We start from the raw sequence: 26,044 nt of genomic DNA, 5'->3' as shown, positions 1-26,044 counted from the left end.
TTGTTAGGAAGGCAAATACTACACCCATCCCTAAGAACATGAACTTTACTGATTCTGAAATTAAGTTTATTTCCATATTATTCTCCAAATGATTACAAAATGTAATTATCATTGTAATAATATATAAAAATTGCTTTAGTAACATTTATATTTGTAATTGATTTTATCAAATTTATAAATTTTTTTGTTTTTTTTTCTTTATAAAATTTTATCACCAAATTCATAAATAAAAATATCAATTTTTCTTAAAATATTCATAACATTATTTTTGCTTTTTATAATTTTTCTTGCCAAAATGTATCCTTTTTTTCAAAATATTTCAAATTCTATAATATAAATCAAAAATACTTGAAAAATATTTCATTTTGTAATATAATTATAAATATTGATGAAAAAGGAGATTTTATGTTAATAGTAGATGAAATAATTGAAAAATTAAAAGATATATTAAGTGCAGATGGAAAATATGGAAAAGTTTTCGATAAAGATGTTGCAAATTCACTAGAATTAAGTCAAGCAAATTTTGCAACTATGAAAAATAGAGGTAAAATTCCATTTTCAAATATATTAAATTTTTGTGCTAAGAAAAAGATATCAATTAATTGGCTTTTATATGATCAAAATCCAGGTTCATTAGTTGATTCAACAGATAAGTATTGGATTAAATATTATCCATCAGTTGCAGTTAGTGCAGGTGGGGGTGCTTATGAAGCTGAAGAAAATTATGAATCATTAGCCTTACCTGAATATTTTATAAATATGTTAGGTGGAAAAGAAAATTTAAAAAATATTGATGCAATAAATGTAGTAGGTGATTCAATGGAGCCAACCCTTAATAGTGATAATATTATATTCGTTGACAAAACTAAAAAAGATGCTTCAAGAGATGGAATATATGCTTTTACTACAACCCATGGCTTATTTGTGAAAAGAATACAAAGAAGAGTTGATGGAAAGCTTGATATTATTTCTGACAATAAAGATTATCCATCACAAGTTTTAAATAAAAATGATTTAGAAATATTAGGTAAAGTAATTAGCTCATTTGGAATGGTTTATTAATTTTTCTTCTAAAAGAGAGTTTGTACATCCTCTGATTTAATTAAATATTCATAAACTTCTTTGTAATTAAAACCTATTATATAGATTCCATTAAATTTTAATTTTCTTAAAGTAGGTTTTAATTGTTCTATATTATTTATTAATATTTGTTCATCTTTTTCAAGATAATCTATATAATCTGAAGTAATAAAAACGGTTTTAGCATATTTGTATTGCTTTTTCATGTATAAAATTTCATTTTCATACAAATCTTTATTATTTTGACAGATAACAAATTTATCACTTTTTCCAAATTCTACTAAAGTTAGATTTCTATCTAAAAATAACGGCTTGAAATTATGAAAAGATTTTAATTTAGAAAAATCTAAGTTTTTATTAAAAAATTCAAATACTTTTAAAAAATTACTAATATATAAACTAGAAATTTTTAATCTTGAGAAATATATGTTTTCATAGGAAAAAGAAGTTTCAAATAAAGAGTGCTCTATTAAATTATCAATTTTATTTAATCTTTTAAGATAGTCAAAATCTTTATTATTAGGATATATATTATCTAAAATAGTTTTATTAGAAGATATTAATATATCTTTATCTTCGATTTCATCAATATATTTAAAAATATTTTCCAACTTATTTGGAATTAATCTAATATTTTTTGTAAAATTTGTTGAGTAAATTTTGAATAAATCATAAGTAATTTTTTCACAAAAATAAGCATCTATATCTTTTATTGCTAATTTGAATCTAATTAGTTTTATTATGCTTATATCTATATTTTTTACTTTTATCCAAGCTATCTCATTATCAATTATAGGAACATTTGTATCAAGAATGATTGCAAAAGCTCCATTTTTTATTGCCAATTCAATTTCATTAATATTTTTAGCAATAAATAAATCTCCCTCTTTAACTTTTAGAGCATTAGTTTTGATTGAGTAAATAAAAGAGATTGATGGAGAGTTTAATAAACTTCCATCAACAATATCTAAAATAGATGAGATCTGCACTAGCTTATTTTTGTTCCAGCTTTTTTACTAGCTTGTGGTCGTAATAACGATAAACCATTTTCATCTTTGGCAGCCATTAACATTCCTTCACTAATCATTCCCATTAATTTTGCAGGTTTTAAGTTTGCAACTACACAAGCTTGTGTTCCTACTAATTCTTCAGCAGAATAATATTCTTTAATTCCAGCAAGAATTTGTCTATTTCTTCCTTCCCCTAAATCAACTTGAAGTCTTAAAAGTTTTGCAGATTTTGGAACTTCTACTGCTTCAACAATTGTTCCAATTTTTAATGTTGTTTGGAAAAACTGGTCAATTGTGATTAAATTATCATCTTCAATTACTTCAGATTTCTCTTCTTTTTTTGATTCGCATTCTGTTTTTGTGATATCACTTGATGCAGGTTGCTCTAGTAAAATGTCTTCAATTCTTGGGAAAAGTTGATCTACTTTTGTAATTATCGTGTCATCTAATAAATTTTTATTTTTTATTAAAGAATTATAAGTAGTTGTATCTATTTTCATTCCTAGTGAAATTGCAATTTTTCCTATTTTTTCTGGCATAACAGAATCTAAAAGTAGGGCAACTTTAGCCATAATATTAGTAATTAATGCAACTAATGCCATAGCTTCATCAGTTTTTCCATCTTTCATTAAATTCCATGGTTCATAGTCATTGATTGCTTTATTTGCTATTGTTAATACTTTCCAAAGTTCTTCTAAATATTTGTTAATTTGCATGTTAAAAATATAGGCTTCAACATTTTCCAAAAGAGCATTAACTTCTTCCAATTCTTTTGCATGAAATTTTTCTACATCTTTTGAACTTACTTTAAAATCAAAATATTTTCCACTCATTCCTGATATTCTATTTAGTAAATTTCCTAAGTCATTTCCTAAATCAGAATTAATTCTATCAATTAATGCTTTTTGTGAAAAATCTCCATCTTGACCAAATGGAACTTCTCTTAACAAAAAGTATCTAAATGCATCTAAACCATAAGCATCTGCTACAACTTTAGGATCTACTACATTTCCTTTTGATTTAGACATTTTCTCACCATCTCGTGTCCACCAACCATGAGCAGCTATATGAGTTGGCAATGGTAATTCTAATGACATTAAGAAGGCTGGCCAGTAAATAGCATGGAATCTTAAAATATCTTTTCCCACTAAATGTACATTTGCAGGCCAAAATTTCATATTTTTATCATCTGTACCATATCCAAGTGCTGTAATATAATTCATTAATGCATCAAGCCATACGTACATAACATGTCTTGGTTCATTCATAGAATCAGGTAATTTAACTCCCCAATCAAAAGAAGTTCTTGAAATTGATAAATCTCTTAATCCACCTTTAACAAAATTAGAAATTTCATTCTTTTTTGATCTTGGTAAGATACAATCTTCATTTTCTTCATACCATTTAATTAATTTATCTTCATATTTTGATAATTTAAAAAAATAACTCTCTTCTTTTACAATAGATGTAGGTCTTCCACAATCTGGACAAAATTGTTCATCAACAAGTTGTTTTTCTGTAAAAAATGTCTCACATGATACGCAATAGTAACCTTCATATTCACCCTTATAAATATCACCTTTGTTATACATAGTTTCAAATGCTTTTTGAACACCAAGTTTATGTTCTACATCAGTAGTCCTAATGAATTTATCATACGTGATATCAAAATCATCCCATAATGTTCTAAATTTGCCAGAAATTTCATCCGCATATTCTTTAGGAGTTTTTCCTCTTAATTCAGCACTTTGAGCAATTTTTTGTCCATGTTCATCAGTTCCTGTTAAAAGAAATGTGTTTAAACCTGTTAATCTTGAATATCTAGCTAACATATCAGCTATTATAGTTGTATATGCATGACCGATGTGAGCTACATCATTTACATAATAAATTGGTGTTGTTATATAAACATTTTTACAAGATTCTTCCATTGTTACCTCTTTTTCTTTTTATAATTATATTAAAATTCAAATCCACCGCCAGCACCTTTATTCATAGATTCATATACGGCTATTACATATTTTTTTCTTAATTCACATTCAAAAAACTCATGGCAATCAGAACATGATTTAAATTTTTTTTGTTCTTGACAAGTTTTTAATTCACTTAAAAGCTTATCTAGTTTGATATCCCATTCATCAATTATTATATTATGATCAGCCATGAGCTTTATAAACTTCTAATACTCTTTTTATTTCTTCATTTGAACCAAAGAAACAAGGTGTTGTATCATGGATATGTGTAGTTTCAATTTCTAAAAGTCTTTTATGACCATCTATCGCACCACCACCAGCTTTTTCATAAGCTAGAGCAAAAGGAAATACTTCAAATAATTGTCTTAATTTTCCTTTTGGTTTATCAGTAGTTCCTGGATATGAGAATAATCCACCACCTTTTAACAAAATTTGATGTAAATCAGGAACCATACCACCACTATATCTTAATCTATATCCATCATTAAAAATATCATCAACCATTTTTTTATGATGCGGAGCCCAACAACTTTGAGTAGAACCAGGTGCCTTTAAATTACCTTTTTCTTTTAAAACAATAGTTTGAATAAAATCAAATCTTCCATGTCTTAATCTATACATTTTAACATGATCAATAGCAACTACCATTTCAACTCTTGGTCCAAATACTACATAAACTGAAGCTACTATATTTTTTGCATTGAATTCATTTTTATAAATTCCATAAATAGAACCAACTGATAAATTTACATCAACTAAAGAAGAACCATCCAAGGGATCATATGCAATTAAATATTCACCATCTTCATTTAATTCTATAATATTTTCTTGTTCTTCTGAAACAATAGCTTTTACCGTTGGTAATTTTCTAAATATTCGCTCAATAATCACATCACTTGCAATATCAAGTTTTAATTGAGTATCACCAGTTGAATTTTCTTGCTCACTTTTACCTGTATCACCTGATTCAATTAACTCTTTAATTTCAATACTTGCTTCTTCAATTGCTTTAATTATTTCTAGCATTTTTATACTCTCTTTGCATTTTTATCTATCCAAAGAATTAACTCTTCTGGATTATTCAAATCTAATTTATCTATATTGCTTGGTATTTCATTTTTATCGATAGTTTCATCTGAGGCTATCGCATTAGTTACACTAAAATAACTTTCATCTAATTTATCTCTAAAAATAGAAATTCTAGGCAATTCTAAAGTTTTTAATCCTTCAACTAATAGATAATCAAAATCTTGAAATAATTCAATCATTTCATCTATAGTTGATGTGTTTTTTTTAAATAAAGTTGTTTTATTAGGACTCACTACTGCAACGTCAGCACCTGTTTGAGAGAACTTAAAGGAATCTTTTCCTTCTCTATCAAAAACAGCTTTATCTTTTGGATCATGCTTAACAATACAAACTTTAAAACCATTATCTTGTAGTATACTAGCTACTTTAACAATAGCTGTTGTTTTACCACTATTGGAAGGACCTGAAAAGGCTACAATTAATCTTTTTTTATTCATAATTGGATTTTATCTAAATGATTGTTAAAATTGATTTACATCAGAGATTAATTTTATCATTATAAAAATTATTATGATATAATCAATTAATCTATTCAATAATAAGAATGCATAATGAAAGAATTAAAAGCTCAATTTCTACTTATCATTTCAGTATTACAATCTTCATTTATATCTTTAGTTCCTTATTATATACTTTATTCTTTTATATTATTATCTGCAGAATTTGTAAAAATTTTTCTAGGTATGGGTAGTGATTTTGACATTGAAGATATATATATAACCTTGTAAAATTATTAGAAGGAATACTACCTATATTAATAAATATAAGTATTTCCTATCATTTGGTAAATCTTTTTTATAAAAGTATAAACAAATTATTAACTATTGTTTTATCTTTACTTGTATATATAAGTGTGGACTTACTTTTAAATGTAGATTTTATAATTAATTATACTTTCCCAAAATCCATAATTATGGCAATTATGGTTCCTCTTTTTGTTTCTTTTACAATTTCTAAACTAATGTTAGTATTCAATACGTATGAAGAAGATTTAAAAAGTAGATTATCGAATAATATTGCATCAACAATAAGTTATATTCTTCCTTTTATAATAATATTTATTGTCTCATGTATGTTTTTTTATATTATAGGAAGATTGGTAAATATTGATTCAGGTATTGAAATTTTTCTAGAAGGAGATGAATCTTGGCTGCTTTTTTTAAGAACTTTTGTTTCAAATATTTTATGGTTTTTTGGTATTCATGGGATTAATTTTTTTGATGCAATTGTTAATATTAAGATTCTTGATAGTTATATTGAAACACACTTAACATATAAAGAGTTTTTCAATTTATTTGTTATTTTTGGAGGTTCAGGTTCTGGACTTTCTTTAATTATTGCTATTTTTCTTGCTTCTAAAGATAAGCATATTTCTTTTGTTGGTAAAGCTTCTTTACCTTTTGTTATTTTTAATATAAATGAAATATTAATATTTGGTATACCAATTTTTATGAATTTTTCCTTATTAATTCCTTTTATTTTAGTCCCCTCAATAAATTTTGTTTTTTCATTGATTTTTATATCTTATACAGATATAGTTTTTTTTAATGATATATTTGTACCTTGGATTACACCAAGCTTTTTAAATGTATATTTAAGAACAGATGGAAATTTTATTGCTGTTATTTTTCAACTCTTTTTAGTAATTACAGGAGTATTAATATATATTCTTTTTGTAAAAAGATATTCGAAAAAACAAAGTTCAACTATAGCGCTAGAATCAATTGCAAATAAATTAGATGTGTCTGTTTCATTAGAATCAAAAGCAAATATTGTATTTCAAGAAGCACAAAGTTCTCTTATTAAATCTCATATAAAAATAAATAAAATTATTGATACTATTAATCAAGACAATCTATTAATATATTATCAACCAAAAGTAGATATTAAAAACAAAATTTGTATGCGATTTGAAGCATTAATAAGAGTAAAAAAAGAAGATGGATTTATCTCAGGTCCCGATTTTATAATTGATATTGAGAACTCAGGTTTAGCTTCAATTATAGATATTTGGGTATGTAAAGAAGTGAAAAAAGATATGGATATATGGAAACAGAATAATTTCAATCCAAACATATCAATCAATCTTTTCCCCTATACACTAGCAGATGAAAGTTATATATTAGAAATTATTAATATATTGAAAACTTATGATGTTACATTTGAAATAATTGAAAGAAGATCAGCTTTAAATGAAAAGGTATTAAAAAATATAAATCTTCTAAAACAAAACGGCTTTAAGCTTTCACTTGATGATTTGGGAGTAGGGTATACAAATTTTTCTATTTTATATGAGTTACCTTTTGACAATGTAAAAATTGATAAAAAAATTTTAGAATTTACAAATACAAAAAAAGGTTTAGTTTTATATAAAAATATTTGCACATTATGCTCTGATTTAGGTTTTGAAATAATTCTTGAAGGAGTAGAAACTAAAGAAGAATTAGAACTTCTAACAAATGATAATATTCATATTGTACAAGGTTGGTATTTTTCTAAAGCTTTACCATTTGATGAAGTGGAGAGTTTTACTAAAGAATTAATAATAAGATAATATATGAATTCTTGGTAAATTTGCGTTAAAGCATACTTAATGTAAAATGCTGGCTAATCAAAACTTGGAGACTCAATGTATAAATTTTTACCTTTAATATTAATTTCAATTTTATTTAGCTCTTGTACTTCAAAAAACAGTGCATTTAAGCATTTTGATAAAGATGATATTGAAACAAAAAGCATTCAATTTACTAAAAAAGTTGATATATTAAAAGATACTGAAGTAGAAACTATTATGTGGGCTACATATTTAAATAAAATTGATAAAAATATTTATAATTATAAAAGAGAAGTATTTTTAGTATCTTTATATTTTGCAAATGCAGAATCTCAAAATATTAAAAACAATGGATATAAATTTTTATTAAATGGTAAAGAGCCTAGTTTACTTGAAAAAGTAGAAAAAGATAATGAAAATTTTAAAAGTTTAATGACAAAAAATAGTTGGGGAAATTATTATTTAGTTAAATTTGATACACAAAATGATAATTCTAATTTAAAATTAGAATTATCAAATCAAGATTCTAGTAAGAGGGCGACACTAGACTTTGAAAAATAGTAGATAAAGAAATAGGATTTTCTTTATTTAAATAATTATTATAAATATAGTAATTAGCTAAAACTTTTTTACCATACTCTCTAGTTTCTGCATATGAAATTAATTCCATACTTAAAAAAGGTTCAAATCTATTTTTTTCTTTAAATAAACCTTTTTTTAGCTGGGTTCTTGTATATCCCGCACCACCATTATATGCATAAGCGATAAAAAGAGGATTATTATCAAATTGACTCATCAATGTATCTAAATGAAAACTTCCATATTTTATATTTATTTCTGGAATAAATTGCTCATAAATATTATAATCTTCTTTAAGTTTTTTAGCTATATCTTCTGATAAAAACGGCATTATTTGCATTACACCTTGTGCTGAAGAAAAAGATATCGATGAAGGAATAAATAAACTTTCTTGTCTTGCAATTGAATAAAGTAAAACTTGTTTATATATATCATAACCTTTTACTATATCCCTAAAAGGAGTAATAAAGTATTGGACTTTATATTTATTATATCGTTGTAAAACAAAAGTATAATGAGATAAAGTTGTTTCATCTGTGAAAAGATTATAGTATTTAGATAGTTTAGTATCATCTAAATTCTTTTTTGTATCTTCAACTACATCCATCCATTTAAAAGCATCATAAATATCATATGATGTTTTTTCATTCTTTAAATCAACATTATAAACAATATTATCAATTTTTACATCTAATAACTCTTTAGCATATAAAGTATATATGCTATTATCCCAACTTTTTGAGAGCTCTGATAGAAAAGAATTATTTTGAGTAACTAAAAACATCCAAAATAAAGCCTTATCTTTATCTACTTTTAAATATGATTTATTGTATGCATTATAAAAAAAATTATATGCACTATTGATGTCATTTTTATTTACAGCGTTTATACCTAAGGAAAAAAGTAAATGAGGAGCTAAAGTTTTATCATCTTTTAAAGTGATTAAAGATTTTTGCAAATTATTTAATTTATCATCATGTACAACATATCTAAGAAATCGTTCAAATTCTTTTTCTTTTGAAATTTTATTTATAAATTCAGGATTTATAATTTTATTTAAAGTACTAACTCTATAATCACTTCCTGTATCAAAGAAAATTCTAAAAAATCTATTTGTATCAGAATTTAAAAGAGCATTAAAAGGATCCTTTGAAGCAAGTATTTCTAAATCATTTTTTAAAGTTGGATAGGGATCAAGTTTACTTATGAAAAATTTTAAATCACTTCTTGAAAGTTTTGTTGCTTCAGGTAGAGATAAACCAAGAGCAATACATTTTGAGTCTTCATTTTTTAACTGCTCAATAGAGGCCCTATAACATTTTAAATCAATAGGTGCTGTAGTTTGAAATTTTTTATTAAAAAGTTTTTTTAATGTTGCATTTCTACCATTAGACATTTCATATGCTATTTTAGCATTTTCAAAAGAGATATTATTTCGTTCTAAATATTGAATAATAAAAAAATCTTTTGCAGATGATTGTGGCTTATTCTCTAGCCAATCGAGGGTAACTTTAAAATCTTTTTGCAGAAAATCCGTAGTGGGAATTGTATTACCACTAACAGATAAATTAAATAAAACAGTACCAACTAAACTAAGTATTATTTTTTTCATAATTCTCTTAAAAAGCTAAGTTTTTCAAAAATGTTTCTAAAAAGATTAAAGCAAAAATTAAAATAATTGGAGCTAAATCCATTCCACCAAATACTGTAGGAATATATTTTCTAATTAATGCATAAGCAGGTTCTGTTAATCTATATAACATTTGAACTATTGGATTATAAGGATCTGGTTTAACCCATGTTAAAATAGCTGAAATAATAATAACCCATTTGTATAAAAAGATTATACTTAAAACAACTGTGAATATAGAACTTAATAAGGCATCTATCATTTTACAATTTCTCCTAAATAATTTTTAATTAAGGGATAAATATCTGAGATATTAGGTCCATTATGTGTTCCTATTAAAATATATTTTAAAACTTTTGATAAGTCATTATTTTTTAAATTTGTTTCTTGTTCAATATATTTTTCAAGTTCTGCAAGGTTATCAAAGAATGGTGCTTTTTGTAAAGATTTTTTTACAAGACCAAACTCTTTTTTAATATCTTCACTAGATGTTTTTTCTGTAAATATAGCAGCAATAATTTCTTTTAATTCTTTTATTGTACTAACATCTTTTAAATATAATTTAGCAAGTTTTCCAATATCATTGTCTGCAAAGCCAAGAATTTTTGATAATCTCATATCATCTATTGTTTCAAGATGTTTTTTATTAATAAGTTTTAACTCATTAATATCAAATTTAGCTGGCTCTTTTGAAATATCTTCTAATTTAAACCATGAAATAGCTTCTTCTAAAGAAAATATCTCTTTTGGTGTTTTATTTCCTAAAAGAACTAAATAATTTGCAATAGCACTTGGTAAAAAACCTTCATCAATAAGCCATTTTACAGAATTTATATTATCTTCTTTAGATATATTTTTATTTGTTTGTGCATTTAAAATTGTTAGCAAATGTACATATTTTACCTCTTTTGTATAACCTAGAGAGTTTCTAACATGAATTTGTTTTGCTGTATTTGAAATATGATTTTCATTTCTGATTACCATAGAAATATCCATAATCATATCATCAACTGCACATGCGTAGTTATAAGTTGGTTTTTTATCTTGATTTAAAATTGGAAATGAATCTACTTCTAAAGGACTATAATCAAGATTTCCTTTTAAAACATCAGTAAATTTAATATTTTCATCTGGTTTTCTAATTCTTATTCTAAAGGGTGCATTTGTATTTAAAACTGTCTCATCAGATAAGGTTTCACAAAAACCATCATAGGAAAATATTTTTCCTTCTACTTGTGCTTCTTGTTTTAATTCATCCAATTTGTCATCAGAGCAAAAACAAGCAAATGCTTTTTTCTGACTCATTAATTGAAGTGCAATTTTTTGATGATATTTTAGTGAGTCACTTTGATATACTATATTTCTATATTCTATTGAAAAAAGATTTAATAATTCTATTATTTCTTTATCTTTACCTTCTATAATATTTTCTACATCTATATCTTCTATTCTGATAACTAAATCTTCATTTAATTGTTTTGATACAATATAATTAAAAATAGCAACCCTTAGGTTACCAATATTAAAATCTTCTATTGGACTTGGGGCAAATCTTAACAAAATTATTTCCTTACTATTGAGAATGTTAAATTATTAATCTCATTATGAGATTTAATATAAGAATTTAAATCTTCTAGTTTTAAATCCTGAATCTTTTCTAACTCTTTTTTAGAATAATCTTGTTCTAATCCTCTATAGTATAAAGTAAATGCACTATTTAATCTTTGACTTAATGTTTCACTTCTTAAAGGTTCACTTCCTGTTAAAAAGTTTTTAGCAGCACTTAGTTCCTCTTGAGTAACACCATCTTTTACAAATTGAGCTACTAATTGTTTTACTAAATCTTTTGCTTCATTAGCACTTTCATTTTTTGTTTGTAGGTACCCATTAAAATAAGTATGAGATTTATTTATAGAAATTGAGCCATAAGCACTATATGCTAATCCTCTTTTTACTCTTATTTCTTCCATAAGTCTTGAACCAAAACCTGAACCACCTAAAATAAATGATGCAACTTTTGCCTTATAATTTTCTTCATCTTTAGAATCAATATTAAATGAACTTCCAAAATAAATATATGCTTGTTCTGTCTCTTTTATTAAAGTTTTCTCATCATTCTTTGAAAGAAAATCTATTTTTTGGAATTCATTTTTTTCACCAATTTTTAAAGTTTCCAAAAATGGTTTAATTAATTCTTCAAACTCTTTCTCCTCAAAATCTCCACCTGCAACAATAATTAAGTTGCTTAAGGAAATAGTATTAGAAACAAAATTTTCAATATCTTTTAATTGAATTTTTGAAATAGATTCAATAGTTCCAGCAGATGGATTTTCAAGTGCAGTTCCATTGAAAAGTAAAGATTTTAGTTGATTTTGAGCAACATAGTCAAAATCATTTTCTTTTCTTTTTAAAGATCCATTTTGAATAGTTTTTAATTTATCTAAAGTATCTTGTGAAAAATTTGGAGATTTTAAAAGATCTGTTAAAAGGCTAATTCCTTTTTTTGATTGTTCTTTTAGATTTGATAACTCAATAACAAATGTTTCAAATCCATTTGATGTAGTTAATGAAATAGCATTTTCTTCTAATTCTTGAGCAAATGCGGTAGCTCCTAACTCTTTTGTACCTTCATTTAAAAGTTTAGAAGATAAACTTACTAAGCCATTTTTATCTTTATCTTGAATATATCCTGAATTTTCAAAAACTAATTGTAAATTTAATATTGGTAAACTTTTCTGTTCCTCAAAAATTATTGGTACTTGAATACCTTTTATATCAATATGCTTTATAGTAGCACCCATTAAACTCCCTTGTAATATTGCTAATATGATTAAAAAATTATTTTTTATTTTAAACAAAATTAGAACCTTTCTATTATCTCATAAGCTGTATTTCTTTTAGCAGGATTTTCACCTATATCTTTAATCAGTCTTATCATCTCTTCTTTATTCATTCTATTTTCTGCACCAGCTGCTTTAACAACATTTTCTTCCATCATTGTACTTCCAAGGTCATTTGCTCCAAATTTAAGAGCTAATTGACCAATATAAGAGCCTTGTGTTACCCAAGAACTTTGCATATTTCTGAAGTTATCTAAATATAATCTTGAAACTGCTAATAATCTTAAATATCTATTTGAAGATTGTGGTTTAATATCTGGAATTTCAGCTTTTAGTTGAGTATTAGCTCCTTGAAAAGACCACATAATAAAGGCTCTAAAACCACCTGTTTTATCTTGTAGATTTCTTAATAATTCCCAATGTTCAATAATCTCTTCATCTGTTTCAACAGTCCCAAACATCATAGTAGCTGTCGTTTTCATACCAATTGAGTGAGCTAATTCATGAACTTCTATCCACTCTAAACTATCCATTTTATTAGGCGCAATTATATCTCTTACTCTATCAGATAAGATTTCAGCTCCAGCTCCTGGAATTGAGCTTAGTCCTTTGTTTTGTAATCTTTTTAAAACTTCAATAATTTCTAATTTAGATACTTTTGCAATATATTTAATCTCAATTGCAGAGAATCCATGGATTGTAATTTGAGGATATTTTGTATGTATATGTGAAACTAATTCCTCATAATAATCAATTTTTAGTTTTGGATGAACTCCACCTTGAAAAAGTATTTGAGTTCCACCAATTTCTAAAAGTTCATCAATTTTCTGATCAATTTCATCAAATTTTAAAACATAAGAATCTTCATCTCGTCCATGTCTATAAAATGCGCAAAATTTACAATCAACCCAACAAACATTTGTATAGTTAATATTTCTATCAACTATAAAAGATGTTGTTTTATCAGGATGTAATTCTGCTTTTTTTTCACTTGCCATTTTTCCAAGATCCAATAAAGATGCATTTTTTATTAAATGTAATGCATCTTCATTTGTCAATCTTTTTTTTAAATCTACTTCAATTTTTTTAGTCATTTTTTTATACCATTAAAAACTTGAACCCAAAGAGAATTCAAATGATGATGTATCATCACCAGATTCTGCATCAAGAGCGTGAGCAAAGATCAACTGTAAAGGACCCATAGGAGAAATCCACTCTAGAAGTGCTCCTGTTCCAGATCTTTTTATTTCAGAGAATGAATCTTCACCAATCATACCATAGTCATAGAATAATCCCCATCTCATTTTTGCACTAGGAATTAAAGGGAAACTCATTTCAACAGAATTTGCCCACATTTGTTTATATGGATTTGTTACATATCCTGATGAATTAGATGGGAAAGCATAAGAACTATATCCTCTCAAACTTTTCGCACCTCCTAGATATAAGGAGTCTCCTTGATTAATTTGACCATTATCAACTAAAATTTTCATTTGAGTTTTTAGTCTTAAAATCCAATCTAATTCTGTTAAATCTTCTAAAGAATAGAAATATTTTGCATAAGAACTTGATTTATAGTATTTTGAATCTCCACCAACTCCTGCATATTCAAGAGATGTTCCAGCTTTTATTCCTTCTCTTGGATTATAATAATCATCTGTATTATCAAAGTTTATATATGGGGTAATTGAACTTGAAACATAATCAGTATCTTCATAAATCTCTTTTGATGTATCTCTTGAAGCTAAAAAAGTATCAGTATACTCATAATCTTCACTAACAAAATCTAATTTATATTTAGCACCTGCATATAAATCTCTAACTAATTGTCTTCCTAAAGAAACAGAGAAACCTTTTGTAGCAATAGTTGAGTCATAATAAGTTCTATCAATATCTGTATCACTGTTATGGATTTCAACTTCACCATTGTAATTACTGTCATTGATAGCTGGGTTTTTTAAACTTAGTGTAAAGTCACTTGAATTAGCAGAAATATCAGCACTCATACCTAAAGATAAACCAGAACCAAAGATATTTTTATCAGAAACAGATCCACTTACCATTACTTTATCATAAGATCCGTATCCACCACCAAGCATAATTGAACCTGTTGCCGCTTCTGTTACTCTTACAACAATATCCATCTTATCATCAGCTATTCTTTTTTCTTCAATAACTACATTTTCAAAATAACTTGATCTTTTTAATTTTTTTGTTGAATCTCTAAAATCGGTTAGATTATATAAATCTCCTGGAGCTAAATATACATCTCTTCTAACAACTCTATCAAGTGTTCTTGCATTTCCTGCTATTTTTACATCATTAATATAAACTTTTTTACCTGGGATTACATTGAAAACAACATCAACTTTTGAATTAGCTTCATCTTTTTTTAAATCAAATCTAACATCAACAAAAGCATAACCCTTATCAGCAACTTGTGTTCTAATATAATCTTGGTCAGCTCTTAATTTTTTGATATTGAAAGTATTACCAACAATTAATTCTAATTCAGGATAAATAGTAGCGGGATCAACAATCGTTGAATCTAAATATATTTTAATATCATTAGTAGTATATTTATTACCTTCAGTTATAAAAAAATCTAATTTTGCTTGATTTGAAGCAAAATCGATATCTAAAAATGGTTCTTTAACTTGTGCATCTAAGAAACCTTTTTCAAAATATAAATCATTGATTCTTCTTGCATCATATTTTAATTGATCAATTTTAACTTCACCATCATTTTGTCCAAACCACCAAGAAGCAAATTCAATTTCTTTATTGGCTGTTACAAGATCAAAGTCATCTTGTTCTAAGTTATCAGAACCATGATAATTTGCTTTTTTTATGATGATTTCATCACCTTTATTTACGTTGAAAGTAAGTTTTAAAGATTGTTCATTGATTTTTTCAACTTCTGTTTCTACAACTGAGTTTATAAAACCTTCGCTTTCTAACATAGAAAGAAGTTTATCTTTTGCTTCTTTAACTTTTTTTTCTGTATACATTGAACCTTTTTTTAGTTTAAGTACAGTTTTAAGGTTTTCAATATCTTCACTTCTTGTTTTATAACCTTTTATTTCAACACTTGCTATTGAAGGTTTTTCTGCGAATATTAATTTTAAATTTCCACGTTCATTTATTACTTGGATATCATCAAAATAACCATATTGATAAAGCTTTATCACAGCTTCATTTAACTTATTCTCATCAAGCTCATCACCAACTTGCATATTTAATGTTTCATTTAAAATTTGTGGTGAGATTTTGTTAACATCTTTATATTCTATAGATTTTATTGCATCTGCGCTTAGTGCTGTTGCACAAGCCAAAGAAAATAGTACTACTTTATTTTTCACAACTATCCTTAATTTCATTATAGGTGCAATAATATAGCTAAATATTCTTTATATAATTATTAAGATATAATCATTAATTAATTTATATAGAAGGTTGTATTTTGAATATAGGAATTATTGGTTTAGGACTAATGGGAGGTTCTTTAGCAAAAGCTGTAAAAAGATATGGTATTGCAAAAAAAGTTTATGGTTTTACAAATAGTGAAAAAAATAAAAAAGATATTTTAGATTTAAAGTTGGTAGATGAATTAGTTGATTTAGAAACATTAAAAAAAGTTTCAGATGTTATTATTTTAGCGATTCCAGTTGATGCTATAATTGGAATGTTTCCAGATTTTTTAGATATAGATGAAAATACAACTATAATTGATATGGGTTCAACAAAAGAGTATATCGTTAAGAATATACCAAATAAAATAAGAAAAAACTTTGTAGCAGCTCATCCAATGACAGGAACAGAAAAATCAGGACCAAAGGCTGCAATTGATAATTTATACGAAGGTAAAACTGTAGTTTTATGTGATCTTGAAGATAATACAGAACTTCATATTAATAAAGCATATGAAATATTTCAAGCAATTGGGATGAGAATTGTAGTTATGAATAGTTCTCAACATGATATTCATGCTTGTTATATGTCTCACTTACCACATGTTATCTCTTTTTCATTAGCAAATACTGTAATGGGACATGAAGATCCAAAATCAATTATTGCTCTTGCAGCAGGTGGTTTCAAAGATATGAGTAGAATTGCAAAATCAAGCCCAATTATGTGGAGTGATATTTTTAAACAAAATAGGAAAAATCTTTTAGATTCAATAGATTTATTTGAAAAACATTTAAAAGATGCTAGAAAATTAATTGAAGATGAAAATTATGAAAATCTTCAAACGTGGATGAAAAAAGCAAATACATTACATGAGATACTATAAATTTAGTATCTCTTTTTAACTTATCTCTTACTTTATACTATTAATAGCTTCAAAAACTTTTATTGCTTGAAAGTGTTCTTTTACATCATGGCATCTAATTATTGAAGCTCCATTTTTAATAGATTCTAAATGAATAGCCAAAGTCCCAGGAAGTCTATCTTCTATAGATGTTGGAATTATCATATTAATCATAGATTTTCTACTTGCTCCTATTAATAATTCATATCCAAAATGAGAAAAATAATTTAGTTTTTTAAGTAAAGTTAAATTATGCTCTAGATTTTTCCCAAAACCAATTCCCACGTCTAAAACAATATCATTTATTCCAAAACTTTTTGCTTTTTCTATTTGTATAGAAAAATATTCATTGATTTCAGATAGTATATCTTTATAAATTGGATTATCTTGCATATTAGCAGGATTATTTTGCATATGCATTATTACAACTTTTACATTATAAGAAGCCGCTATTTTACAAACTTCATCATTTTGTAAACCTGTAATATCATTTATTATTTTAAATCCTTTATTTAAAACATAGTCTATTACTTTTGGAGTATAAGAATCTATTGAAAAATCGACTTTTTCATAGTATTTATTTTGATAAATTATATTAACAATATCTTTTATTCGTAAAAGTTCAATATCTTCATCAACAGCTATACTTCCTGGTTTACTAGAAACTGCACCAATATCTATAATATTAGCACCATCTTCAATCATTTTTTCAATTAAAAAAGAGGCTTTTGAGTTATCAAATCTACTATTTTTAAAAAAAGAATCTTCATTTGCATTTAAAACACCCATGATTTTTGTTTTATGATTTTGCATATAAAACCTCTTTAGTGTTTATTTTTTTGATTAGCAAGAAACAAAAGTAGGGTAGTTAATACATTTATTGGTCGAGAATTTAATTCTAATAGCTTTATAGATTTTGAAAAGAAATCTAATTCTTTGTGAGTCAATTTAATTTTTTGATTATTTACTTTTAGCAAAATTGACTCAACAATTTCTTTTGCTTCATTTTTAGAAATTTTTTGATTCTCTTTTAAAAAATTATAAATATCTTTTAAGTCTAATTTATTTATATTTAATAACGACTCATTCTTTAGCAGTGATTTTTTTAGATATTTATATGGTATTCTTGAATAAATTGTTGGTAACATTGATGTCTTAGAGTTTGTAATTATTATAAATACTACATTTCTAGGAGGTTCTTCTAAAACTTTTAATAAAGAGTTTTGAGCCTCTTTTCTAAAAGTAGCACCACATAAAAATATATATTTTATTTCATTTGAAGCTATATATGCTTCTTTTATAGCAAGAGTAGCTTGTGTAATTTGAAACTCATCTTTTTCTTCATTTTTTATAATTCTTGTTGAATGTAAAGGATATTTTGGAATTAATTCATTTAAAGTTAATTCGATATCATTTACAATTAAAATACAAGAGTGATCAATAAAATTTATCAAATTAGTTTTCCACATTTATTTCAGCAAATAAAGAAGCACTTACTGATTTATTATACAATCTAAACATTTGCAAAAGTTTCATATCTAAAGCTTCATCATTCGATTTTAAATTAAAAGCATCTTGTTTCTCTTCATCAAATAACCATAAAAAAGAGTGTTTTAAAACTTTTGGAATAATAGCTCTTACATCTTGGCTTCTACCTATGTACCAAAAACAGTATCCATTTGGAAATGAAATACTTAGCATATCTTTTATATAAGCAATATCTTCATCTGATTTAACGGTGTCCATATATCTATAAAAAGATTTAAAATCATAAAATGGTAAAAATGGTCTATTTAATTTTGTTGAATTGATATTCCCTAAAATATACTCTAAAAACCATTCTCTTTCTTTATCTGTAACTACAATTATAGAAAAACCTCTTTCTAATAAATTATAGATGTTTTTAGATACTAATGGCGTCCATTCATATTTTTTTTCTTCCAACCAAGGAGATATAAGTCTATCTTCCCTGATTGTATCAACTGTCCAATTTAAAAATTCTTGCACTATTATTTATCCAAATCGTAAGCATCATGAAGTGATCTAACAGCAAGTTCTGCATATTTTAAATCAATAATCATAGAAATTTTAATTTCACTTGTTGAAATTATTCTAATATTGATATTTTCGTTTGCCATTGCTGTAAATGCTTTTGAAGCAACACCTGTATGAGATTTCATACCAACACCTACAATTGATACTTTACAAATAGCTTCATTATAATCAATATTTTCAGTATCTTTTTTAAATTTTTCCATTACATTTTTACAAATTAATAAGTCAGTTGTTGGAATTGTAAAATCTAAATCAGTTTTACCATCAACTCCAACTGTTTGAACTATCATATCAACATTTATGTTTTCATCTGCAAGTGAAGTAAAAATAGCTGCTGCAATACCTGGTTTATCAGTAACTCCATACATTCCAACTCTTACTTGATTTTTATCTAATGCGATTCCACTTACAATTGGTTTTTCCATGATATTTTCTTCCTTTGTTATTAACGTACCTTCAACTTCTGGCGTAAAGCTGCTTCTTGATACTAAATTTACATTTAATTTTTTCGCCATTTCTACTGATCTATTTTGTAATACTTTTGCACCTAATGATGCTAATTCTAACATTTCATCATAAGAAATTTTTTCTAATTTCTTAGCTTTTGGCTCAATTCTAGGATCTGTTGTGTAAATACCATCAACATCTGTATATATTTCACAAACATCAGCTTCAATAGCCCCTGCAATTGCCACAGCTGTTAAATCACTACCTCCACGACCAAGGGTTGAAACCCTTAAAGTATCCATAGCTACACCTTGGAAACCAGCGACTATAATGATATTTCCATCACTAATTGCATTTTTCATCTCACGAGTATCAATTGACTCAATTCTAGCTTTTGTATGAGCATTATCTGTTAAGATTCCTGCTTGTCTACCACTCATTGACATGGCTTTTAAACCCATTTCATTTAATGCAATTGATAAAAGTGCAGAGGTAACTCTTTCACCTGAGCTTAAAAGCATATCAATTTCATCTAATTTAGGAGTCTTTGAATAATATTCAGCATATTCAATCAACTTATTAGTTTCACCACTCATCGCAGAAACAACAGCAATTACATCATGACCTTCGTCTTTTATTTTTTTAATGATATTTGCAACATTCTGAATTCTATCAAGTGTTCCAACACTTGTTCCACCAAACTTAAGTACTTTTAACATCTAATTTTTTATCCTTTTTAAATATAACCTTCACTTTTAAAATGCTGTAAAACTTGTTTATAAACAGTTCTTTTGAAGAAAGTTATATAATCATAAATATTTTTAGTAGGCACAAATTTATATTCGCTAAATTCAGGAATTTCTGTATTAATATTTATTTTAGCGCCTTTTTTTAACTTAACCAAATAATATTTTTGTCTTTGTCCATCGTAAGGATACATCCTTTTAGCAATGGCAGGAGGAAATTCATATGAAACCCATGTTGGATATTCTGCTATGATTTCAATTTCCTTTGTTCCAATCTCTTCTTCAAGTTCTCTAAAAAGTGCTTCTTTTGAAGATTCTCCCTCATCAATACCACCTTGTGGAAATTGCCAAGCATTTTCTACATCTGTTCTTGAAGCGATAAATATTTCGCATGTATGAGGATATTTTGCTGATAACACAATTGCGGCTACATTAGGTCTAAATTTTTTCTTCTCATTATTAATTGTTATTTTAGTTTTATCAGTCATAAATATATTTTCCCTTATAATTAGCCAGATATTTTACAAAAACTAGGATTAAAAATTGCTTTTATATATACATATTCCCTTTTGTGACAGTAAATGTTTTTACTGCGCATTTAATTCATATACAGATAGATTTCATTTAAAACATGAATATATGAATGCATTAAAAATACAATTAAAAAATGACATAGAAAATTATATTATTAAAGATAATAAAAAAATAGAAACTGTTTTCATAGGTGGAGGAACTCCTTCAACTATCAAGGCTTTTGAGTACGAGGAAATATTTAAAATAATAAAACCGTATTTAGAAGAATCTGCTGAAATAACAACAGAAGCAAATCCAAATTCAGCCTCATTTGAATGGCTTGAAAGTATGAATAAATTAGGTGTTAATCGTGTAAGTTTTGGCGTACAAAGTTTTGATACAACAAAGCTTAAATTCCTAGGTCGAGCACATAGTAGTAAGAGTGCTATAAATGCTATACAAAATGCTCATAAGATAGGATTTAAAGGGATTAACTGTGATATTATATATGGTGTACAAAATGACACATTGGAAAGTATGAAAAAAGATTTTGATATGGCTTTTTCTCTTCCAATTACACATTTAAGTGCTTACTCGTTAACTATAGAAGAAGGTACAAAATTCTTTGATAGATCTAGCGTAAAAATTGATGATGAAGAGTTATCATATGAAATATTTAACTATATAAATAACAAAGGTTTTCATCAGTATGAGATTTCAAATTTTGCAAAAAATAAGGAATCTGAATCAAAACACAATTATGGATATTGGCAACATAAAGAGTATTTAGGCGTTGGAGCTGGTGCTGTTGGATATGTAAAAAATCAAAGATATTATCCTTCAAAAGGTATTGAAGAATATATAAACAATCCTTTGATAAATGAGAGAGAAGATATAAGTTTAGATGATATTAAAACAGAAAAAATACTACTTGGATTTAGGTCTTTAAACGGTGTTGAAATATCGCTTTTTGATGAAAAAGAAAAGAAAAAAGTCGATGATTTAGTGGAGAATAATAAGCTTTATATAGAAAATGAAAAAATATTTAATAAAAATTTCCTATTATCAGATGAAATTGCACTATATATTTTAGATTAATCATCTTAATAAACTTTATAATATAATCATCACTTTCAAAAGGTAAATAAAATAATGACAATAAAAGACACAATAAGAAAATATACAAATGAACTAAAACTAGTAACTCATATTCCAGCAAAAGAGGTTGAAATATTAATGCTACACCTTTTGGAGAAAAATACAATATGGCTTCATTTAAACTATAAGGAAGAGTTTACAAAAGAAAAAGAACTTGAAGTATTAGTTAAAAAAAGAGCTACTAATTATCCAATAGAATACATTATAAATAAGGCTTCATTTTATGGAGAAATGTTTATAGTAAAATCAGGTGTTTTAATACCAAGACCTGAAACTGAAATCTTAGTTGAAAATGCCCTTGAAATACTAAAAGATAAAAAAGAAACTATAAAAGTTTTAGAAATAGGAACAGGTAGTGGAATAATATCTGTGATGCTTGCAATGTTAATTGAAAATATAAAAATCATTGCAGTTGATATTAACGATAAAGCTTTAGAGTTAGCAAAACAAAATGCTATAAAACATGGCGTTGAAAATAAAATAGAGTTTAGATTAAGTAATTTATATGAAAATGTAAGTGAAAATGATATTTTTATGACCATATCAAATCCTCCATATATTGCAAATGACTATAAACTTCCAACAAATGTAAAATATGAACCTTCAAATGCTTTATTTGGTGGAGATATAGGAGATGAACTTTTAAAAGATATTGTAAAACAAACAAGTATAAAAAAAATATCATATCTACTTTGTGAAATGGGTTTTGATCAAAAAGCACCTTTAGAAAACTATTTTAAAGAGTTTAATATTGAATCATATAGCTTTTACAAAGATTATGAAAAGTTTGATAGAGGCTTCACTCTAAAATTTAAAAAATAAAAAAAGGAACAAAAATGTTTAAGGAATTTAATTTAGAAAATTTTGAAAACTCAAAAGAATTAGTTGAGAATTTATTAAATGAAAATAGAAAAGAAATTAGCAAATTATTAGAGATAGAAAATAAAACTTATAAAAATTTTGTTTTACCATTTCAAGAAATAGGGGAGAGAACTAGTGAATTTTTAACTCCAATATTTCATATTGACTCTGTAAAAAACTCAGAAATAACGACAAAAGTATATGAAGAATGCATGCCAGTTGTATCAAAGTACGATACTGATATTTCTCAAAATGAAAATATTTATATAGCTTTAAAGAATATACAGTCTAATGAAAAAAGTAGTTTAAATGATATACAAAATAAAGTATTAGAAAATGAAATTAGAGACTTTAAATTATCGGGTTGTCATTTAGATAATAATAAAAAGAAAAGATTAGAAGAAATAAGTTTAAGACTTAGTGAACTATCACATAAATTTTCATTAAATCTTTTAAATGCAACAAATGAATTTGAAATGATTATTGATGACTTTGAAGATGTAAAAGAAATTCCAGCTTCTGATTTAGAATTAGCAAAGTTTGAAGAAGATGGAATTACAAAATATAAATTTACACTTCAAGCTCCTTCTTATTCTGCATATATCACTTATGGAACGTCAAGAGAAAAAAGAGAAGAACTTTATAAAGGATATTGTACAAGAGCCCCACAAAATGGGAAAATTATTGAAGAGCTTTTAGCTTTAAAAAATGAAAAAGCAAAAATACTAGGTTTTGAATCATATGCACAATACTCACTTGCTACTAAAATGGCTTCAAAAGAAGAAGATGTTATAACTTTCTTAGAAGAATTAGGAGAAAAAGCAAAAGTTAGAGCAAAAGAAGAATTAAAAGAGATTAAAGAATTAGCAATAAAAGATGGAATAAATGATTTTAGATCAAGTGATATGTCATATTATTCTGAAAAATTAAAAAAAGCTCAATATGATTTAGATGAGGAATATTATAGACCTTATTTTGAACAACAATCAGTTTTAAATGGATTCTTTGATTTCTTACATCAAATGTTTAATATCAAATTTACCAAAGTTGATGTACCTGCTTGGGATGAAAAAGTTAAAGTTTATGATTTAAGTGAAAATGATAAGACAATAGCTAGAATTTATATTGACTTGGAAGCCCGAAAAGATAAAAGAGGTGGTGCTTGGATGAATAATTGGCATTCTTACTATAAAACTTCAGATGGTAAGATTAAACTTCCAACTGCATATATAGTAGGTAATTTCCCTCAATCTACAAAAGATACAGCTTCATTATTAAGACATTCTGATGTTGTTACACTATTTCATGAAATGGGACATGCATTACATCATTTATTAAGTAAAGTTGAAGAACCATTTGTAAGTGGAATTTCAGGAGTTGCATGGGATACAGTTGAGTTTCCATCACAATTTTTAGAATATTTCTCTTACGACAAAGATGTTTTAAAATTATTTGCGAAGCATTACAAAACAGGAGAAGTTCTTGATGATGAAGCAATAGAAAAGATTATAAAGGCAAAAAATTTCCAATCTTCACTATTTACTGTAAGACAAGTAGAATTTGCATTGTTTGACTTTAAACTATATCAAAAGCTATACAAAACAGAAGATGAAATACAAAATTTACTTGATGGAATTAGAAAAGAGTTTGCAGCTATGATTCCACCTTCATATAATAAATTTCAAAATGGATTTTCTCATATTTTTTCAGGTGGATATGCAGCTGGATATTACTCATATAAATGGGCTGAAGTACTAAGTGCCGATGCATTTTATATGTTTATTGATTCAGGAAATATCTTTAATAAAGAACTAGGAATAAAATATAGAGATACTATTTTAAGCCAAGGAGGTTCTTATGATATGGACAAATTATTTTTCAATTTTGCGCAAAGAGAACCAAGTGTTGATTCTTTATTAAAAATTGATGGAATTATTAGCTAAATTTTGCAATAATACGATAATAATAACAATACCAACAAGGATTTGATAATCATGACAAATGCAGAGACAATTACGAAGTTAAATAACGCCTTAAGTACTTTAATTAAAGCATACGAAGAGCTTCAAGAAGATAATAGTAATTTAAAACTTAGAATTAATGAATTAGAAGATGAAGTATTAGAATTAGAAGGTGCTAAAGAAGATTTAGAGAAAAATGTTGATGAATTTAAAAATCATACACAAGAAGATAGATCAAACATTAGTTCTATGTTAGGTAAAATTGAAAGTATATTAAATAGAAAAAGTTCTGATAATAATAACTCATCAAATAACTCTACATCAACTTCTTCTGAAAAAGAAAAGAGTGAAGATAAAAAAGATGATATTCTTGTTTTAGAAAGTACTCCTTTAAATAATTCAAGTTCTTCAACACCTGTTGCTCCTCAAAATGTATTAAAAAAAGAAGATGAAGATGTAAGTAATAGCAATAAAATTGATTTAAATAGAATGGCATCATTGTTAAATGGATTTAATCACTAAAAAAGCTAAGTAATGATTACTTTAGTAAATAAGGACTCCTTGTATAATATATTTGGAGTTCAAGATTTTGATTTGTTAGAAAGAGCTATTGATAATATGGCTCCTTCCCTTGTAGAGTACTATTTATCAAGCTTTTGTGATAGTACTGATGAACTATATTTTAATAAAAGAGATGTAGAAGAATCAATCTCAATAGGGGATTATAACTTATACATAGATTATAGTAAAAATATCTATTTAGAATTAATTTCTACAAGTAGTGATGATTTTACTCAGGCTCTTTGGTAATATAATATATTTATAAAAAATTAAATATTAGATAATATTAAATTTTCAATACCTTTACATTCACCAATATGTGGTAATAATGTAAATTCTATTTCAGGATATCTTTTTTTAAATTTTTTTATTTCAGCTGGGATATCTTCTTTTACGTGTTTTCCTGCGGCTAAGAAATAAGGAAAGATTTTTATAACTTTACATCCATGTGTAATGGCTTTATTTAAAGAGACAAATATTGATGGTTCTGTTAATTCTAGAAATGCATAGAAAACACTTAATTGTTCATCTTTTAAATTTTCTTTTATATTATCAACAATTTTTTTAATTTCATTATTAGAACTTTCTACTTTACTTCCGTGAGCAACTACAATTAAAGCTTCCATTTTGTCTTCCTTTTTTTATTTTTTATTCTAGTGATTTAATTATATTTTA

27 protein-coding genes are annotated in these 26,044 nt (G+C 25.9%); 10 read left to right on the top strand and 17 right to left on the bottom strand.

The genetic code is table 11. The features are described 5' to 3' along the window. Window positions 1-405 precede the first annotated feature (405 nt). A complete protein-coding gene (locus ABVS04_RS07805) occupies window positions 406-1,062 on the top strand; it encodes a S24 family peptidase (protein ID WP_368030122.1) in 657 nt (218 codons plus the stop codon). A gap of 8 nt (window positions 1,063-1,070) precedes the next feature. Here the strand turns inward: ABVS04_RS07805 and ABVS04_RS07800 are convergent, their stop codons facing one another. Genes ABVS04_RS07800 through mobB form a run of 5 tightly spaced genes read right to left on the bottom strand, consistent with a single transcriptional unit; the run spans window position 1,071 to window position 5,589 of the window. Further along, complete coding sequence (locus ABVS04_RS07800; protein WP_368030121.1) at window positions 1,071-2,069, bottom strand: peptidoglycan synthetase; 999 nt, start codon at window positions 2,067-2,069, stop codon at window positions 1,071-1,073. Beyond that, window positions 2,069-4,021 (bottom strand): methionine--tRNA ligase, encoded by a 1,953-nt coding sequence (gene metG, locus ABVS04_RS07795; RefSeq protein ID WP_368030120.1) that lies wholly within the window; start codon window positions 4,019-4,021, stop codon window positions 2,069-2,071. The genes ABVS04_RS07800 and metG overlap by 1 nt, the downstream gene beginning before the upstream one ends. A gap of 29 nt (window positions 4,022-4,050) precedes the next feature. Continuing rightward, complete coding sequence (locus ABVS04_RS07790; protein ID WP_368030119.1) at window positions 4,051-4,254, bottom strand: hypothetical protein; 204 nt, start codon at window positions 4,252-4,254, stop codon at window positions 4,051-4,053. Beyond that, window positions 4,247-5,089: a class 1 fructose-bisphosphatase gene (locus ABVS04_RS07785; protein ID WP_368030118.1), complete on the bottom strand. Its 843-nt coding sequence runs from the start codon at window positions 5,087-5,089 to the stop codon at window positions 4,247-4,249. Before ABVS04_RS07785 ends, ABVS04_RS07790 begins: the two co-directional genes overlap by 8 nt. 2 nt (window positions 5,090-5,091) lie before the next feature. Further along, window positions 5,092-5,589 carry a molybdopterin-guanine dinucleotide biosynthesis protein B gene (gene mobB / locus ABVS04_RS07780; protein WP_368030117.1) on the bottom strand — a complete coding sequence of 166 codons (498 nt, stop codon included), beginning with the start codon at window positions 5,587-5,589 and terminating at the stop codon, window positions 5,092-5,094. A 114-nt stretch (window positions 5,590-5,703) separates the two neighbouring features. Here mobB and ABVS04_RS07775 point away from each other — a divergent pair, with 114 nt between their 5' ends. The 3 genes from ABVS04_RS07775 to ABVS04_RS07765 all read left to right on the top strand — a co-directional run bounded on the left by ABVS04_RS07775 (window position 5,704) and on the right by ABVS04_RS07765 (window position 8,267). Then, window positions 5,704-5,880, top strand: coding sequence for a hypothetical protein (locus ABVS04_RS07775; RefSeq protein WP_368030116.1), 177 nt, complete (start codon window positions 5,704-5,706; stop codon window positions 5,878-5,880). Further along, window positions 5,865-7,706, top strand: a complete 1,842-nt coding sequence (locus ABVS04_RS07770) for an EAL domain-containing protein (RefSeq protein WP_368030125.1) — start codon at window positions 5,865-5,867, stop codon at window positions 7,704-7,706. Before ABVS04_RS07775 ends, ABVS04_RS07770 begins: the two co-directional genes overlap by 16 nt. A 75-nt stretch (window positions 7,707-7,781) precedes the next feature. Then, a complete protein-coding gene (locus ABVS04_RS07765; RefSeq protein WP_368030115.1) occupies window positions 7,782-8,267 on the top strand; it encodes a hypothetical protein in 486 nt (161 codons plus the stop codon). Here ABVS04_RS07765 and ABVS04_RS07760 read toward each other — a convergent pair. From ABVS04_RS07760 to bamA, 6 genes are read right to left on the bottom strand one after another with little or no spacing between them, the layout of a single operon-like run. Continuing rightward, window positions 8,233-9,897, bottom strand: coding sequence for a lytic transglycosylase domain-containing protein (locus tag ABVS04_RS07760; RefSeq protein WP_368030114.1), 1,665 nt, complete (start codon window positions 9,895-9,897; stop codon window positions 8,233-8,235). The genes ABVS04_RS07765 and ABVS04_RS07760 overlap by 35 nt on opposite strands. Before the next feature lie 7 nt (window positions 9,898-9,904). Next, complete coding sequence (locus ABVS04_RS07755) at window positions 9,905-10,177, bottom strand: YggT family protein (protein ID WP_368030113.1); 273 nt, start codon at window positions 10,175-10,177, stop codon at window positions 9,905-9,907. Beyond that, window positions 10,174-11,475 carry a glutamate--tRNA ligase gene (gene gltX / locus ABVS04_RS07750; RefSeq protein WP_368030112.1) on the bottom strand — a complete coding sequence of 434 codons (1,302 nt, stop codon included), beginning with the start codon at window positions 11,473-11,475 and terminating at the stop codon, window positions 10,174-10,176. Before gltX ends, ABVS04_RS07755 begins: the two co-directional genes overlap by 4 nt. Before the next feature lie 2 nt (window positions 11,476-11,477). Then, on the bottom strand, window positions 11,478-12,716 hold the full coding sequence (locus tag ABVS04_RS07745; protein ID WP_368030124.1) for a M16 family metallopeptidase: 1,239 nt from the start codon (window positions 12,714-12,716) through the stop codon (window positions 11,478-11,480). A 59-nt stretch (window positions 12,717-12,775) separates the two neighbouring features. Beyond that, window positions 12,776-13,849: a dehypoxanthine futalosine cyclase gene (locus ABVS04_RS07740; RefSeq protein ID WP_368030111.1), complete on the bottom strand. Its 1,074-nt coding sequence runs from the start codon at window positions 13,847-13,849 to the stop codon at window positions 12,776-12,778. Between the two features lie 12 nt (window positions 13,850-13,861). Further along, window positions 13,862-16,117, bottom strand: coding sequence for an outer membrane protein assembly factor BamA (bamA, locus tag ABVS04_RS07735; RefSeq protein WP_368030110.1), 2,256 nt, complete (start codon window positions 16,115-16,117; stop codon window positions 13,862-13,864). Window positions 16,118-16,218: 101 nt separating this feature from the next. On the opposite strand from bamA, the gene ABVS04_RS07730 reads away from it, so the two are divergent. Further along, a complete protein-coding gene (locus ABVS04_RS07730) occupies window positions 16,219-17,049 on the top strand; it encodes a prephenate dehydrogenase (RefSeq protein ID WP_368030109.1) in 831 nt (276 codons plus the stop codon). A 27-nt stretch (window positions 17,050-17,076) separates the two neighbouring features. On the opposite strand, the gene folP is transcribed toward ABVS04_RS07730, so the two are convergent. The 5 genes from folP to ABVS04_RS07705 are packed head-to-tail and all read right to left on the bottom strand — an operon-like array spanning window position 17,077 to window position 20,803. Then, window positions 17,077-17,880, bottom strand: a complete 804-nt coding sequence (folP, locus tag ABVS04_RS07725) for a dihydropteroate synthase (protein WP_368030107.1) — start codon at window positions 17,878-17,880, stop codon at window positions 17,077-17,079. An 11-nt stretch (window positions 17,881-17,891) separates the two neighbouring features. Continuing rightward, window positions 17,892-18,521 (bottom strand): DNA polymerase III subunit delta', encoded by a 630-nt coding sequence (locus ABVS04_RS07720; RefSeq protein WP_368030106.1) that lies wholly within the window; start codon window positions 18,519-18,521, stop codon window positions 17,892-17,894. Between the two features lies 1 nt (window position 18,522). Next, window positions 18,523-19,074: a HobA family DNA replication regulator gene (locus ABVS04_RS07715; RefSeq protein ID WP_172126266.1), complete on the bottom strand. Its 552-nt coding sequence runs from the start codon at window positions 19,072-19,074 to the stop codon at window positions 18,523-18,525. A 2-nt stretch (window positions 19,075-19,076) separates the two neighbouring features. Continuing rightward, window positions 19,077-20,288, bottom strand: coding sequence for an aspartate kinase (locus ABVS04_RS07710; protein ID WP_368030105.1), 1,212 nt, complete (start codon window positions 20,286-20,288; stop codon window positions 19,077-19,079). A 17-nt stretch (window positions 20,289-20,305) separates the two neighbouring features. Then, the gene (locus tag ABVS04_RS07705; RefSeq protein ID WP_368030104.1) at window positions 20,306-20,803 is read right to left on the bottom strand and encodes an RNA pyrophosphohydrolase; all 498 of its coding nucleotides are present in this window, start codon (window positions 20,801-20,803) and stop codon (window positions 20,306-20,308) included. 55 nt (window positions 20,804-20,858) lie between these two features. Between ABVS04_RS07705 and hemW the strand changes: the two genes are divergently transcribed. The 5 genes from hemW to ABVS04_RS07680 are packed head-to-tail and all read left to right on the top strand — an operon-like array spanning window position 20,859 to window position 25,618. Next, on the top strand, window positions 20,859-21,926 hold the full coding sequence (hemW, locus tag ABVS04_RS07700; protein ID WP_368030102.1) for a radical SAM family heme chaperone HemW: 1,068 nt from the start codon (window positions 20,859-20,861) through the stop codon (window positions 21,924-21,926). 54 nt (window positions 21,927-21,980) lie between these two features. Continuing rightward, window positions 21,981-22,808 (top strand): peptide chain release factor N(5)-glutamine methyltransferase, encoded by an 828-nt coding sequence (prmC, locus tag ABVS04_RS07695; RefSeq protein ID WP_368030101.1) that lies wholly within the window; start codon window positions 21,981-21,983, stop codon window positions 22,806-22,808. Window positions 22,809-22,822: 14 nt separating this feature from the next. Further along, on the top strand, window positions 22,823-24,790 hold the full coding sequence (locus ABVS04_RS07690; RefSeq protein WP_368030100.1) for a M3 family metallopeptidase: 1,968 nt from the start codon (window positions 22,823-22,825) through the stop codon (window positions 24,788-24,790). Between the two features lie 51 nt (window positions 24,791-24,841). Beyond that, a complete protein-coding gene (locus ABVS04_RS07685; protein ID WP_368030099.1) occupies window positions 24,842-25,330 on the top strand; it encodes a hypothetical protein in 489 nt (162 codons plus the stop codon). Between the two features lie 12 nt (window positions 25,331-25,342). Continuing rightward, entirely contained in the window at window positions 25,343-25,618 is a 276-nt protein-coding gene (locus ABVS04_RS07680; RefSeq protein WP_368030098.1) for a hypothetical protein, read from the top strand. A gap of 20 nt (window positions 25,619-25,638) precedes the next feature. On the opposite strand, the gene ABVS04_RS07675 is transcribed toward ABVS04_RS07680, so the two are convergent. Then, complete coding sequence (locus ABVS04_RS07675; RefSeq protein WP_368030097.1) at window positions 25,639-25,995, bottom strand: sirohydrochlorin chelatase; 357 nt, start codon at window positions 25,993-25,995, stop codon at window positions 25,639-25,641. Between the last annotated feature and the right edge of the window lie 49 nt (window positions 25,996-26,044).

It is taken from the genome of Arcobacter sp. s6, assembly GCF_040884245.1.
Lineage (GTDB): Bacteria > Campylobacterota > Campylobacteria > Campylobacterales > Arcobacteraceae > Aliarcobacter.
This window is presented reverse-complemented; position numbering and strand designations above follow the sequence as displayed.

Coding starts and splice junctions, on each gene's coding strand:
- ABVS04_RS07805 (WP_368030122.1), top strand. CDS start 406: ATGTTAATAGTAGATGAAATAATTGAAAAATTAAAAGATATATTAAGT.
- metG (WP_368030120.1), bottom strand. CDS start 4,021: ATGGAAGAATCTTGTAAAAATGTTTATATAACAACACCAATTTATTAT.
- ABVS04_RS07790 (WP_368030119.1), bottom strand. CDS start 4,254: ATGGCTGATCATAATATAATAATTGATGAATGGGATATCAAACTAGAT.
- ABVS04_RS07785 (WP_368030118.1), bottom strand. CDS start 5,089: ATGCTAGAAATAATTAAAGCAATTGAAGAAGCAAGTATTGAAATTAAA.
- mobB (WP_368030117.1), bottom strand. CDS start 5,589: ATGAATAAAAAAAGATTAATTGTAGCCTTTTCAGGTCCTTCCAATAGT.
- ABVS04_RS07775 (WP_368030116.1), top strand. CDS start 5,704: ATGAAAGAATTAAAAGCTCAATTTCTACTTATCATTTCAGTATTACAA.
- ABVS04_RS07765 (WP_368030115.1), top strand. CDS start 7,782: ATGTATAAATTTTTACCTTTAATATTAATTTCAATTTTATTTAGCTCT.
- ABVS04_RS07760 (WP_368030114.1), bottom strand. CDS start 9,897: ATGAAAAAAATAATACTTAGTTTAGTTGGTACTGTTTTATTTAATTTA.
- ABVS04_RS07755 (WP_368030113.1), bottom strand. CDS start 10,177: ATGATAGATGCCTTATTAAGTTCTATATTCACAGTTGTTTTAAGTATA.
- ABVS04_RS07745 (WP_368030124.1), bottom strand. CDS start 12,716: ATGGGTGCTACTATAAAGCATATTGATATAAAAGGTATTCAAGTACCA.
- ABVS04_RS07740 (WP_368030111.1), bottom strand. CDS start 13,849: ATGACTAAAAAAATTGAAGTAGATTTAAAAAAAAGATTGACAAATGAA.
- folP (WP_368030107.1), bottom strand. CDS start 17,880: ATGCAAAATCATAAAACAAAAATCATGGGTGTTTTAAATGCAAATGAA.
- ABVS04_RS07710 (WP_368030105.1), bottom strand. CDS start 20,288: ATGTTAAAAGTACTTAAGTTTGGTGGAACAAGTGTTGGAACACTTGAT.
- ABVS04_RS07705 (WP_368030104.1), bottom strand. CDS start 20,803: ATGACTGATAAAACTAAAATAACAATTAATAATGAGAAGAAAAAATTT.
- prmC (WP_368030101.1), top strand. CDS start 21,981: ATGACAATAAAAGACACAATAAGAAAATATACAAATGAACTAAAACTA.
- ABVS04_RS07690 (WP_368030100.1), top strand. CDS start 22,823: ATGTTTAAGGAATTTAATTTAGAAAATTTTGAAAACTCAAAAGAATTA.
- ABVS04_RS07685 (WP_368030099.1), top strand. CDS start 24,842: ATGACAAATGCAGAGACAATTACGAAGTTAAATAACGCCTTAAGTACT.
- ABVS04_RS07680 (WP_368030098.1), top strand. CDS start 25,343: ATGATTACTTTAGTAAATAAGGACTCCTTGTATAATATATTTGGAGTT.
- ABVS04_RS07675 (WP_368030097.1), bottom strand. CDS start 25,995: ATGGAAGCTTTAATTGTAGTTGCTCACGGAAGTAAAGTAGAAAGTTCT.